This window comes from Acidiluteibacter sp., from assembly GCF_055129545.1.
Genome location: NZ_JBSRUB010000013.1, coordinates 259,558 through 272,418, shown reverse-complemented (window position 1 = coordinate 272,418; position 12,861 = coordinate 259,558). Strand labels below are relative to the sequence as shown.

The following is a 12,861-nucleotide window of genomic DNA, read 5'->3' as shown; positions in this document are numbered from 1 at the left end:
TTATAAATTCTTTAAACTGATTGTTTTTCCTTGATAAAATTCGAGTACTTGTGTTTTAAAAATATACTCATACTTGGCTTGCAATAAATTTGATTGTGATTGAATCAATCTATTTTTCTCATTGCTAAAGTCAAATGAATTTAATAGTCCCACATTAAATCGTTCTTGTGTATACTTAAATGATTCTGTTAACGCTTTTACAGAAGCACTCGCTGATTCGTACTTTTTAGAAGCTGACGTGGCGTCTAAATAAGCCGATTCAATTTGCTGTCTCAATTGCAATTTTGATTCTGTTAATGCTAACTCCGCTTGACTAAACTGAACTTTGGATCGAGAAACGTTGCTCCTAGTATTTAATCCATTAAAAATAGGGACTGATAAACTGATCCCAATTGAACTATTGACATTATCTCTCAGCTGATCATTAAACGACTTGTCTTGAAAAGAAGGGATTCGTGTGTCAGATAAAATTTGTTGATTGGTTCCTTCTACAATAGCTCCTGTTGGCTGTAAACCCAACTCTCTATAACCTACTATTTCTTGACTTACTCCTGAATAACCAGTTCCATAGGAACCATTCAAGCTAATTCTAGGAGAATATGCCCCTCGTGAAGCTCTTAAGCTTTGTTCAGCTGCAACCAAACGATATTCAGAACTCTTAATCTCTGGCATGATGGCCAAAGAATTCTCATAAATGGCGCCGGGCGTACTTAGCACTTTTCCTTGATCTATATTTTCTATCGTTGGTTCTATTACTTCAAAATCTTCGGCAGCATCAATTAAAAGCAATTGCCTTAAATTTAGCAATGATAAGTCCAATTGATTTTTCGCATTTATCCGATTCAATTCTTCTTGTGCCATTTGTGCATCAATATCAAATTGTGCCCCTTGAGGCTGACTTCCTGCTGCTACTAGTTTTTCAATCCGCTGCGACTGGATTCTTGTGACCTCTAATTGACTCTCCGCATTCCTTAACAATTCTTTATTAAACAGTATTTGAAGGTAAATATTCGCCACGTTTAAAGAAATATCATTCTTCATTTTTTGCAAATCAGATTCTGCTGCTTGCAGCTCCGTTTGATTTGCTTTAATGGTGTTTAATGTTTGAAATCCATTAAAAACAGTTACTTGAGCATTTAAAAAGAAACTATTAGATCGCACAGTATTCGTTGCAAACTGGTTTGTAAACGGGTCAATGGTTTGACCAAAATTATAGGTATTACTAGCGTTTGCATTTACAGACGGTAAGCGACTGTACTTTGATTGTGTTAGATTTATGGAAGTGCTTTCTAAATTCATCTCAGTTCTTTTTACAGAGATGTTCTGCTCTACAGCATGATTAATACACTCTTCAAGTGTCCATTTTTTTTGAGCATTCACTGCCGATGTTGCACAGATAGCAACCAATAATGAGGCAACAAAACGTATGTATTTTAGATGTTTCATTCAACAAGATTTTTTATTTCCGAATATAAAAGTAGTGCAAAAAAATGCTACACAAAGAATACTTTTACAATCGGCAAATCGACAAATTAAATGGTATTGAGACCATTTAAACGCATTTTACTTAAATCGTCTTGCCACTAATAATTTCAATGAATGAACCAATTCATTTTCTATATTCCAATTGTTTTTCACCAATAAGTCCTCGTTGAAATAAGCCAATGCTTCGGAAAGATTTGCTTTGCTATTCAACTCTTTTAATGCTGACCGAAATACTTCCATATTTCCACCAAACAATTCATTAGAGTATAAATAACGCTCATTCAAACCAATAGCAGTAGTCAAATCAGAAATTGGTTGCTTTTGCAATTGATCCACCACGCTATTGTCTTCTTTACCAGAAAGCTTGGTGTTTAAATCTTGAAAATCTATTTCGTAGGGTGTAGGTGTTTTGATTGCTTCTACAGCCTCTTTTGGCAACTTTTCTTCTACAGGAATTTCTATTGGCTCTTCGATCTCTTCTTCAATTTGGTCGTCTACAAACTCAGAAAATTTAGTATCTTCTTCTGCATCTTTTTTTTCTGGTGCTTCCTTTTCTGGAGCGATAACCTCTTCTTGTTGGGCTATATTTTCTGTTCGCTTGGCTTCGGCTTGCTTTGCTAATTCTACCACTTCATCAGGATTTTCTTCCTTTTCTGCCACCATTAAATTCTCGATATTCGAAAATTCAACTTTTGACAATTCATGTTTTAACACAATCATCTCTTCATACAACTTCGATATTTTAGAAAGTAGCACACTTAGCTCTAACGAAGGCAAAGTATGACTAACAGTCAATCGATCTGAATGCTCTTTTATATTGTCTACTAATTCGGTTAATTCTTTTCGTTTACCTTGAATATCCATAGTTGTTTTTAATCTTGAAGAAAATAAAAGTTTAATGATACTTTTGCAAAAGTAATCAATAGCTATTATCCCATATAATTTGACTGCATGTTTCTTGAAAACACAATAAATCCGAAGAGAAAAAAGGGCTGGATAGAAGTCATATGTGGCTCTATGTTTTCAGGAAAGACTGAAGAATTAATCCGACGATTGAAACGGGCAAAAATTGCAAAGCAAAAAGTGGAAATTTTCAAACCAGAAATTGATACTCGTTACGATGATATGGCGGTTGTTTCTCACGATTCCAATCAAATTCACTCTACGCCGGTTCCAGCTTCAGCAAACATTCCGCTTTTAATTAACGATGAAGACGTAGTAGGAATTGATGAGGCTCAATTTTTCGACATGGGATTAGTGGCTGTTTGCAATCAATTAGCAAACAATGGAATCCGAGTAATTGTAGCCGGATTAGACATGGATTACACCGGTAAGCCATTTGGCCCAATTCCAGCCTTATTGGCCACCGCAGAATATGTGACTAAAGTACATGCGATTTGTGTCAACTGTGGTAATTTGGCAAATCACTCACACCGAATCACAGACAACGATAAGTTAGTCATGCTTGGCGAAACGGACAGTTATCAACCACTGTGCAGAGACTGTTTTACGATTGAGAATAATTTAAAGAGTAAAAAGGAATAGAACATTAACCTATGAATATTGAAGGCTATACTAGTTTAGAGTTGAGTAAAATTTGCAACGGCAAACATGAAGGTGTTGTTTCAAAAGTGCAACACATACTTATAGATAGCCGTGCACAGCAAGAATATTCAGATTCTCTATTTGTCGCCTTAGTCGGCAAACGACAAGATGGACATCATTATATTGAAGAAGCTTATAAAAAAGGAGTTCGCACTTTTTTAATTTCTGATTTAGAGGCAATTTCAAATCAATTCGCTGAAGCGAGTTTTATTCTTGTTAGAGACACGATGAAAGCACTGCATGAAATTGCTAGTTTTCATCGATCAAAATTTTCGATTCCAGTTATTGGCATCACAGGTAGCAATGGAAAAACAATTGTAAAAGAATGGACATTTCAAATTCTAAAAGAAGTATTCCAAGTCTGTAGAAGTCCTAAAAGTTATAATTCACAAGTTGGTGTACCATTATCCGTTTGGCAATTAAATGAAAATCATGAATTAGCATTGTTTGAGGCCGGAATTTCACAGCCTAATGAAATGGGAATGCTAGAAAAAATGATTCAACCTAACATTGGCATCTTTACAAATATTGGAAATGCTCATGCACAAAATTTCAAATCCCAAAAGGAGCAAATCACTGAAAAGTTAAAGTTATTTATCAACTGCAACAGCCTAATATTTTGCAAAGATCATCAAGCCATTGCGGAAGAAATCAACAGAACAACTTTTAGCAAAGAAATAGAATTAATCAGTTGGTCTAAAAACGATGAAGCAACTTTAAAAATAACTTCAATCACTTCGACCTCAAAAAATTCCATTATTAAAGGAATTTATAAAGGAATAGAAAGAGAAATAGCGCTACCGTTTAAAGACAGCGCATCTATAGAAGACGCCATTCATGTATGGTTGCTTTGCCTCACACTTTCTGTTGATGAACAAATTATTTTGGAGGGAATCAATTCTTTGACTTCCATTGCTATGCGATTGGAATTAAAAAAAGGAATCCATAATTGCACCTTAATTAACGACAGTTACAATTCAGACAGTACTTCGTTAAAGATTGCCATTACCTATTTAAAACAGCAGCAACAACATCCGAAACATACCTTAATTTTATCTGACATTCTACAACACTCAGAATCTTCGGAAGAGTTATACACCCACATTTCTGATTTACTTCAACGGAATAAAATAGATCGATTCATTGGCATTGGACAAGACATTGCAGCGCATCAAGATTTATTTCACATACCTGTAGAATCCTATCCTGATACGGCTAGTTTTTTAAACGCTCTTGATCAAATTACATTTCAAAACGAAGCCATCTTGATAAAAGGTGCTAGAAGGTTTGAGTTTGAAAAAATCACAGAAAGACTGCAGGAAAAGGGACATAATTCCATCTTGGAAATAAACCTAAATCACCTAATAGACAACTACAATTACTTTAAATCGATCTTAAAAAAAGAAACCAAAGTAATGGTGATGGTGAAAGCATTTTCTTACGGAAATGGCACTCACGAAATAGCCAATATATTAGAATATTATAGAGCCGATTACTTGGCAGTAGCCTATACTGATGAAGGAATTTCATTGCGTAAGCAAGGAATAGTCCTTCCTATTATGGTGCTCAATCCGGAACCTCAAAGCTTCGATAGTTTGGTGCGCTATCATTTAGAACCAGAAATTTACAGCTTAAGAAATATGAGGTTGTTTATTGAAAACTTAAATCGAAACAACTATTTCCAAGATCCAAACGAGGCAGTGATCATTCATTTAAAAATGGATACTGGAATGCGTCGGCTTGGTTTTGAAGCCGATCAACTTGATGATTTAATTGAATTATTATCCAAGAATCCGAGAATAAAAGTAGCCTCTGTGTTTTCTCATTTGTCAGCAAGTGATGAAATTGAACACGATGGTTTTACACAATTGCAGTTCGATCGTTTTGATGAGATGACCGCAAAACTAGAAGCTTCATTAGGTTATCCTTTTTTAAAACACATCCTTAATTCAAGTGGAATTTTACGATTTCCGAATCAACAGCACGACATGGTTCGCTTGGGAATTGGGATATATGGAATAAGTAGCACTGCAGAACACAAAGCTATCTTGAAACCTGTTAATCGATTAATCGCACACATTTCTCAAATCAAACAGTTAAAAAAAGGAGAAACAGTAGGTTATGGACGCCGCGGCACTATGCCCACAGATGGTAAAATAGCAACTATTCCGATTGGCTATGGCGATGGAATTAGTAGATTATTAGGGAATGGAAAGTGGCAACTAGAAGTAAATGGAAAGATGGCTCCCACTATTGGGTCTATCTGCATGGATATGTTGATGATAAACATTACTGGTATTGAGGCTGAAGAAGGCGATGAAGTAATTATATTCGGTGAAAACAATACCATTTACGAATTAGCAAAGGCGAGGCAAACTATTCCATATGAAGTCTTAACCGATATTGGAAGTCGATTAAAACGAATATTTTATTTAGAATAATTTAAACGATCGCTCAATAACTGTATTCTAGTTCTCAAAGCAGTATTACTCATTTTATATTTCACTCCAGTATAGTCTTTTGAAGCGAGAATCGCTCGATCTAGATTGAAGTCTTTTTGATTCTCAAAGTAATATTTTCCTTCCTTTTTTAATTTATTAGCCAAATACTCTTGTTCGGTTTGACCAGGTGTAGGAACCAATATGGCATTTTTTCCGAGAGCTGCTAAATCCATAATAGAACTATAACCACTGCGACAGATAATGTGCTTTGAATTGGCCATTTCTACCTCCAACTCTTTGGCTGCCAAAAAGGATTTTACCTCAATGTTACTTTTTAATTTTAATGGATTAATGGTTTCAGGAAGCCCACGAACCAACAAAACACTGCCTTCAAAGCTATTAATTTGCTTGAGGATAATTTCCTCAAATTGAGTACGAGTAGGTTCAGGACCTGAAAGTACAATCGTTAAATCTCTTGTATGGTTTTGATTTGCTGTTGCAAAACCAGTAAACCTAGAAACAGGACCGATATAATGCACTTCCTCTAAATCGGTTTCTCCATGAGACAAATCGCCAGACAAGTTTTCTACTTTATCAAAATCTGGTACCCAAGTCTCATCAAAATTTTTAACTCTACCTGCCGTAAAAGCCTTCAAGGCACGCTTTCCCATGGGTGCTTGAATGAATAATTGGTGCGTCATTAAAATGGATGGAATTCTTGAAGAATAACACCCATATCGATTGTCAGAGATAACTGCATCAATCTGATAACTGTCTATAAAACTCTCTAAAAGTAGCTGTTCGTCTTTCAACCATTTTATCAAATTCGGCGCTTTCAATAACATAAAGAGAGACATTCCTATGTGTTTAGGATATTCTATTTCTGGTCCTGGATAAGTGATAAACTCCAAGTCGGGAAATTGATTTTTTAATAAATGTAAAGGTGCTCGATCTGCAGCAATAACCACCTCAAATCCAAAACGGTTTAATTCATGGATAATGGGAATACATCTGGATGCATGCCCCAAGCCCCAATCTAAGGGGCAAACTAAAATACGTTTCTTAAGAGAATCTACCTTCATGTCCGAGTTTCAAATTTAAGAATTAGAATTTACCTTTACATCATGATAGCATTGATTACTGGAGCAACGAAAGGAATAGGAAGAGCAATTGTGGAAGCACTTTCAAATGAAGGACATGACATCATAGCCATCTCCTCATCCACGGATAATCTATTATTTCTAAAGAATGAGGTTGAAGGGAAATTTGGTAACAACTGCCATATATTTACTTGTGATTTAACTAACTACGAATCGAGAAAGAAGTTAATCATTAACTTATCGCCATTTCACGACAATATAGATATTCTGGTAAACAATTTTGGGAGGTACGCTGTAGGTAGTATTGAAGAAGAAACCTCAGCTTCTATCCAATCGCTTTTTAACACCAATTTCTTAAGTGCATTTGAAATCAGCCAACCTTTGATGAAAGCATTTAAAACAAAAAAATCAGGATTTATTTTCAACATCCTTTCTGTTTTAGCAAAAGACGTGAGGCCTGCTGCTGCATCCTACTCTATTAGCAAACATGCTCTAAAAGCATTGAATGACCTCATGAAAGAAGAGCTTCGTCCATTTGGAGTAAAGGTTTGTGGCATTTATCCAGGATCAGTCAGCACACCTTCCTGGGATGGAATTCCTATTGATCGATCAAAAATGATTCAACCAGAAGACATTGCTTCGTTTATTCAAAATAGCTTAAAAGTTAGTCCAAATGCTTTTGTGGAAGAAATTACTTTTAGACCGATAGACCCAGAAGTTTAATTGTTGAAAATACCAACTTATTGTTCGTAATCGCACTAACATTCCAAAGCAGGAAAGCACCTTTTACTTTTTGTAGTTATAAAAGAAAATTGCATCTTGTCGTTCAAAATCAATGGATATAAAATTAAGTCCAAATCTATATTTCTTAACATTAAGTTAACACAGCTCGAATAAAAACATGGTCTCTTTGGGTTTTGAATTTTGGACTCGTTCAACAAGCTTAAATTATTAATTTACAGCTAAATAAACTAACTAAATTATGAATTTTGGACTATTAGAATCGTTAAATCTGCTAGGAGCACTTGGGTTTTTCATTTTCGGAATGAAAATAATGAGTGAAGGAATTCAGAAGGCTGCAGGAAATAAGTTGCGACAGATTTTAAGCAGCATGACCAGAAACCGTTTTCTTGGCGTTTTTACTGGCTTTCTAATAACGTTACTAATTCAGTCGTCTTCAGCAACTACAGTAATGGTAGTAAGTTTTGCAAATGCAGGTTTGCTAAACTTAATGGAATCCATTGGGGTGATCATGGGTGCCAATATAGGGACAACTGTTACAGCTTGGTTAATTGCTTTTTTCGGATTTAAAATCAAGATTTCTTCGTTTGCCTTGCCAATTATTGCTGTCGGGTTTCCTTTGATGTTTGCTAAAAAGAGTAGTCTAAAGTCTGTTGCAGAAGTATTGATTGGCTTTGCACTACTATTCCTTGGTTTAGATGCACTTAAGAACGCTGTACCTGATTTAAATCAAAATCCTGAAGTGCTAAACTTTTTAGCAACTTTTACAGATTACGGCATCTTGTCAACTATTCTATTTGTTTTGGTTGGAACCATCATCACAATTATAATTCAGTCATCTTCAGCTGCGATGGCATTAACACTGACACTTCTTTACACCGATGTAATAACATTTGAAGTGGCTGCAGCAATGGTTTTAGGAGAGAATATCGGAACCACCATTACAGCTAATCTTGCAGCGATAGTAGCCAATGTGCATGCCAAACGAGCGGCAAGAGCTCACCTAATATTCAACGTAGTTGGAGTAATTTGGATGATCTTATTGTTCCCTTTCTTCATAGACTTAATTAAATGGATGTGGGTGCCTTTTCAAAATGCATTAACTTCAGCCATTCCTGATATTAGTAGTAGTCAAGAGGAACTTCAACTGTCATTGTTTCATACAGTGTTTAACATCATAAACACACTATTAATGGTTGGATTTGTTCCATTAATTTCACGTGTGGTAACTAAAATGGTTCCATCAAAAGGTGATGTGGATGAAGAGTTCCATTTGGAATATATTGGAACAGGAATGATGTTAACTACTGAGGCTGCAATATTAGAGGCTAAAAAGGAAGTTGCAAAATTTGGAAAACTAACCAGAAAAATGATCCGTTTCATTCCTAAACTTTTAGTTGAAACAGATAAAAAGCAATTCAAGCACCTACTTGCTAGAATTAAAAAGTACGAGGAAATCACTGACCGAATAGAATCTGAAGTCTCAAATTATTTGGCTAAAGTTTCTGAAGGAGAGTTAAACTCTTCAGCTTCTGAACGTATTAGAAGTATGCTTTCTATTATTAATGATTTAGAACGTGTAGGTGATGTTTGTTACCAAATGTCGAAAGCTATAGAGCGAAAATCTGAAAAGAAAGTTTGGTTTACTCCCGAACAACGTCAAAACCTAAAAGAGATGTTTGACAAAGTAGATCAAGCATCAGAATTGATGGTAAAGCATTTGGAAGAAGACTACGATTTGGTTCAATTGCAAAAAGCAAATGAACTAGAAAAAGAGATTAATAAGCTACGAAATAAAATTAGAAAAGAGCATTTAGTAAATATAGAGACCGGCGAATACAACTTTGCAAGTGGTATTATTTACAATGATTTATTCTCATCCGTCGAGCGGTTAGGTGATCACATCATTAATGTAAGTGAAGCTATTGCAGGAGAAGTATAATTTACTCTTTTAAGAAAATTACGGTAGGGTTTATTCTAAAGGCAGGAGTTCTGATGGTGTTACTTTCATTCCCTGCATTGTCAGCTATAAATGCTTTGAAATATACGGTATCGGTATCAGATATATATATTTCATATTGACTCAATTCAAAAGTCCTAGTAATCTCTCCCTCGATACCTTTTGATCTCCCAACAATTTCTATGGCGGGTATTTTTTCTCCCTTGAATTGAATCGTTGTGTCCAAACTAAGGTTCACCATGGAATGAAAAAAATTGGTATCCCCCTCAGCGTTTGAACCTAAATCGCCATCGCCATCTTTAAATGAAAACTTCCATAATGCTTCATTACCAACAATTTCAAATGATACTGTTTCTATTTGAGGTACATTTGGAAACTCAGGATCGTCATTGCAACCAAAAAACACAGCGAAAAGAGAAGCGGCTATTATAATTTTCTTCATTGTTTAAAATTTTCAATACCAAATTAATCTAAAATTACCGATTTAAGATGGGAATCATTGGTAATTTTCAGTTTCGAAAACAAATGTAACTTGAAAGAACTCATCGACGAAATATTTAATGTAACTCCTTCATCATTTGAAAAAGTAGCATTAAAAGTATTTGCCCATCAATACCAAAACATTGAAATTTATCGCTCTTACTGTGATTTATTGGGCAAGAACACATCAAATGTCAGTTCAGTTGCTTCTATTCCTTTTCTACCCATTTCATTTTTTAAAACACACGAAGTTAAAGACTCTTCCACTTTTGACACTGTTTTTACTAGCAGCGGAACCACTGGAAACCAAACCTCTAAACACTTTATCTCCGATTTAAAAATTTACGAAAAAAGCTTCGTCACCACTTTTGAAACTTTTTATGGCCCCATCAATCAATACACCTACTTTGCATTACTACCCTCCTATCTGGAGCGGGAAGGTTCGTCATTGATCTATATGGTAAATTACCTGATTCAAAATGGGAATCCTTCTAGTGGATTCTATCTCAACAATCAAAATGAATTAATTACAAACCTGAAACAATCCATCTTAAATGGAGAGAAAGTGATTCTCTTCGGAGTTTCATTTGCCCTTTTAGATTTAGCAGAGCAGTTTAATTTTGATTTCTCAACCATCACCATAATAGAAACTGGCGGCATGAAAGGGCGGAAAAAGGAAATGATTCGATCCGAATTACATCAAATTCTAACAAAGCAATTGAATTGTCAGCACATTCACTCTGAATATGGGATGACCGAGTTACTCTCTCAAGCCTACTCATTGGAAAATGAAAAATTTAGTTGCCCTGCTTGGATGAGAGCGCTTATGAGAAGTCTCAATGACCCATTTGAATATGAGAAGATTGAAAAAACCGGTGGCGTGAACATAATTGACTTAGCCAATATACACTCTTGTTCATTTATAGAAACCCAAGATTTAGGAAAATCTTATGAGAATAACCAATTTGAAATTTTAGGACGATTTGACTTAAGTGATATTAGAGGCTGTAATTTATTAATTTAGTCAATCCCGCATTCGAGTTAAATTAGAATCACAGCATAGATATATGACTACTTAACCATATTGAGAATCGTAAATATCCATTCATTATCGTTTCAAAATCCTTTCCCTCGTGCATATAATTCAAGTGGTTAATTGGAGGTAAAGGAATACGATACTTTCTTTTTGCCATTAACAATTCCTTATCCTTACCAAACACCTCAAAATCTATCAGTTGTTTTGAATAATATAACCTTTGGTAAGAAATTGCCTCTAAGGGAAGATTCAAATTTGCCAAACGAATCTCTAGCATTTCCTTATCATATTTGGAAACAGCTTGTTTCAGAAATTGATAATAATTAACAAACAGCACAAAATCAGCATCATTCTTTGATAAAATATAGTTAAACTCCTTATTTGAAAGGTTATTAAGCGAAACTCCAAAATGAGTAGGTTTTTTTACATAACTTTTTGATGTGACTGCATTAAGAAACTTTTTTTCCCCTAAAGGCATTTGTTCAAATATGATCTCATCTCCTTTGTAATTAGACAACGCTTCATTAAGCATGGAAATCAGTGAATCATACACCCTAGATGATTCCATCGAATTTTTGGTTGCTATGGCTTCAATACTTATATTGGTAATGAAGTCAACTTGATCGTATAAAACAACCAAAACCTTTTTCTTACCAGTTTGACTGAAAGAACCAAAATGGACAAATAGTAAAAGAAGGACAATGATTTTTTTCATCTATGAGACACTAATTAGGTAGTAATTCTTTTTTCCTTTCTGTAAAATCAAGTATTTCCCAAACAGTAAATCATCTGTATTTACCACCTTTGATTCATCTACTTTCTCTTTATTTAGGCTAACTGCATTGCTTTTTAACATTCTTCGGGCTTCACCATTTGATGAAAACAAATCCGATTTATCAGCGGTTAATTCCACAATACCTATGCCTTCATTTATTATATCAATTCCTAACTCCGTTTGAGGAACACCCTCGAAAATGGATAAAAAATCTCGTTCTGATAACTTCTTTAAATCTTCCGTAGTTGACTTACCAAACAAAATATTAGAAGCTGCTATAGCATTGTTATAATCTTCTTCTGAGTGCACACGAATAGTAACATCTTTTGCTAACGCTGATTGCAAAGCTCTTAAATGTGGCGCTTCAGTATGTACCTTTATTAACTCGTCAATCTCAATTTGTGTAAACAATGTAAAAATTCGCATATATTTAGCTGCATCCTCATCAGAAACATTCATCCAAAACTGGTAAAAAGCGTAAGGTGAAGTTCGCTCAGCATCCAACCAAATGTTTCCACTTTCTGTTTTTCCAAATTTTCCTCCATCGGATTTAGTAATTAGCGGACAAGTAATCGCAAAAGCTTTCCCATTTCCAATCCGACGTATCATTTCTGTTCCCGTGGTTATGTTTCCCCACTGGTCAGAGCCACCCATTTGCAGCGAACAGTCCTCATTTTTGTATAAATGTAAGAAGTCATACCCCTGCACCAATTGATAGGTAAATTCTGTAAATGACATGCCTTCTGCATCTTCGGCAGTCAGTCGCTTTTTAACAGAATCTTTTGCCATCATATAATTTACGGTGATGTGTTTCCCTACATCTCGAATAAAATCAAGGAAAGAAAACTCCTTCATCCAATCATAATTATTCACGACTTTGGCAGAATTTTTAGCATCTGAATCAAAATCTAAAAACCGTGATAATTGCTTTTTAATGCTTTCTTGATTGTGTCTAAGAGTAGCCTCGTCCAACAAGTTTCTCTCTTTAGATTTTCCAGATGGATCACCAATCATACCAGTAGCTCCACCAATCAATGCAATCGGACGATGCCCTGCAGCTTGAAAGTGCTTCAACATCATAACACTAACCAGGTGACCTATGTGCAAAGAGTCTGCAGTAGGATCAATACCCACATATGCCGTACGCATTCCCTCCTTCAAGTGTTCTTCTACCCCTGGCATTGAAGTATGCAACATTTCTCTCCACTCTAGCTCCTTAACGAAATTCATAACTCTAA

11 protein-coding genes are annotated in these 12,861 nt (G+C 35.2%); 5 read left to right on the top strand and 6 right to left on the bottom strand.

Annotated elements, in window-relative coordinates:
* Entirely contained in the window at window positions 1-1,446 is a 1,446-nt protein-coding gene (locus tag ACTB0X_RS07290) for a TolC family protein (protein WP_463024339.1), read from the bottom strand.
* A gap of 117 nt (window positions 1,447-1,563) precedes the next feature.
* Window positions 1,564-2,349 carry a hypothetical protein gene (locus tag ACTB0X_RS07285; protein WP_463024338.1) on the bottom strand — a complete coding sequence of 262 codons (786 nt, stop codon included), beginning with the start codon at window positions 2,347-2,349 and terminating at the stop codon, window positions 1,564-1,566.
* Between the two features lie 87 nt (window positions 2,350-2,436).
* Here ACTB0X_RS07285 and ACTB0X_RS07280 point away from each other — a divergent pair, with 87 nt between their 5' ends.
* Window positions 2,437-3,030, top strand: coding sequence for a thymidine kinase (locus ACTB0X_RS07280; RefSeq protein ID WP_463024337.1), 594 nt, complete (start codon window positions 2,437-2,439; stop codon window positions 3,028-3,030).
* A gap of 11 nt (window positions 3,031-3,041) precedes the next feature.
* Complete coding sequence (locus tag ACTB0X_RS07275; RefSeq protein ID WP_463024336.1) at window positions 3,042-5,531, top strand: bifunctional UDP-N-acetylmuramoyl-tripeptide:D-alanyl-D-alanine ligase/alanine racemase; 2,490 nt, start codon at window positions 3,042-3,044, stop codon at window positions 5,529-5,531.
* On the opposite strand, the gene ACTB0X_RS07270 is transcribed toward ACTB0X_RS07275, so the two are convergent.
* On the bottom strand, window positions 5,519-6,613 hold the full coding sequence (locus tag ACTB0X_RS07270) for a glycosyltransferase (RefSeq protein WP_463024335.1): 1,095 nt from the start codon (window positions 6,611-6,613) through the stop codon (window positions 5,519-5,521). The genes ACTB0X_RS07275 and ACTB0X_RS07270 overlap by 13 nt on opposite strands.
* A 42-nt stretch (window positions 6,614-6,655) precedes the next feature.
* Between ACTB0X_RS07270 and ACTB0X_RS07265 the strand changes: the two genes are divergently transcribed.
* Both ACTB0X_RS07265 and ACTB0X_RS07260 read left to right on the top strand, forming a co-directional pair.
* Entirely contained in the window at window positions 6,656-7,354 is a 699-nt protein-coding gene (locus tag ACTB0X_RS07265; RefSeq protein ID WP_463024334.1) for an SDR family oxidoreductase, read from the top strand.
* Between the two features lie 259 nt (window positions 7,355-7,613).
* Window positions 7,614-9,314, top strand: a complete 1,701-nt coding sequence (locus ACTB0X_RS07260; protein ID WP_463024333.1) for a Na/Pi cotransporter family protein — start codon at window positions 7,614-7,616, stop codon at window positions 9,312-9,314.
* Window position 9,315: 1 nt separating this feature from the next.
* Here the strand turns inward: ACTB0X_RS07260 and ACTB0X_RS07255 are convergent, their stop codons facing one another.
* The gene (locus ACTB0X_RS07255) at window positions 9,316-9,774 is read right to left on the bottom strand and encodes a hypothetical protein (protein WP_463024332.1); all 459 of its coding nucleotides are present in this window, start codon (window positions 9,772-9,774) and stop codon (window positions 9,316-9,318) included.
* Between the two features lie 90 nt (window positions 9,775-9,864).
* Between ACTB0X_RS07255 and ACTB0X_RS07250 the strand changes: the two genes are divergently transcribed.
* Window positions 9,865-10,836: a LuxE/PaaK family acyltransferase gene (locus ACTB0X_RS07250; RefSeq protein WP_463024331.1), complete on the top strand. Its 972-nt coding sequence runs from the start codon at window positions 9,865-9,867 to the stop codon at window positions 10,834-10,836.
* A gap of 28 nt (window positions 10,837-10,864) precedes the next feature.
* On the opposite strand, the gene ACTB0X_RS07245 is transcribed toward ACTB0X_RS07250, so the two are convergent.
* Both ACTB0X_RS07245 and tyrS read right to left on the bottom strand, forming a co-directional pair.
* On the bottom strand, window positions 10,865-11,563 hold the full coding sequence (locus tag ACTB0X_RS07245) for a hypothetical protein (protein ID WP_463024330.1): 699 nt from the start codon (window positions 11,561-11,563) through the stop codon (window positions 10,865-10,867).
* Window positions 11,564-12,853, bottom strand: coding sequence for a tyrosine--tRNA ligase (gene tyrS, locus ACTB0X_RS07240; protein ID WP_463024329.1), 1,290 nt, complete (start codon window positions 12,851-12,853; stop codon window positions 11,564-11,566).
* Between the last annotated feature and the right edge of the window lie 8 nt (window positions 12,854-12,861).

Coding starts and splice junctions, on each gene's coding strand:
- ACTB0X_RS07275 (WP_463024336.1), top strand. CDS start 3,042: ATGAATATTGAAGGCTATACTAGTTTAGAGTTGAGTAAAATTTGCAAC.
- ACTB0X_RS07265 (WP_463024334.1), top strand. CDS start 6,656: ATGATAGCATTGATTACTGGAGCAACGAAAGGAATAGGAAGAGCAATT.
- ACTB0X_RS07285 (WP_463024338.1), bottom strand. CDS start 2,349: ATGGATATTCAAGGTAAACGAAAAGAATTAACCGAATTAGTAGACAAT.
- ACTB0X_RS07280 (WP_463024337.1), top strand. CDS start 2,437: ATGTTTCTTGAAAACACAATAAATCCGAAGAGAAAAAAGGGCTGGATA.
- ACTB0X_RS07290 (WP_463024339.1), bottom strand. CDS start 1,446: ATGAAACATCTAAAATACATACGTTTTGTTGCCTCATTATTGGTTGCT.
- ACTB0X_RS07270 (WP_463024335.1), bottom strand. CDS start 6,613: ATGAAGGTAGATTCTCTTAAGAAACGTATTTTAGTTTGCCCCTTAGAT.
- ACTB0X_RS07255 (WP_463024332.1), bottom strand. CDS start 9,774: ATGAAGAAAATTATAATAGCCGCTTCTCTTTTCGCTGTGTTTTTTGGT.
- ACTB0X_RS07260 (WP_463024333.1), top strand. CDS start 7,614: ATGAATTTTGGACTATTAGAATCGTTAAATCTGCTAGGAGCACTTGGG.
- tyrS (WP_463024329.1), bottom strand. CDS start 12,853: ATGAATTTCGTTAAGGAGCTAGAGTGGAGAGAAATGTTGCATACTTCA.
- ACTB0X_RS07245 (WP_463024330.1), bottom strand. CDS start 11,563: ATGAAAAAAATCATTGTCCTTCTTTTACTATTTGTCCATTTTGGTTCT.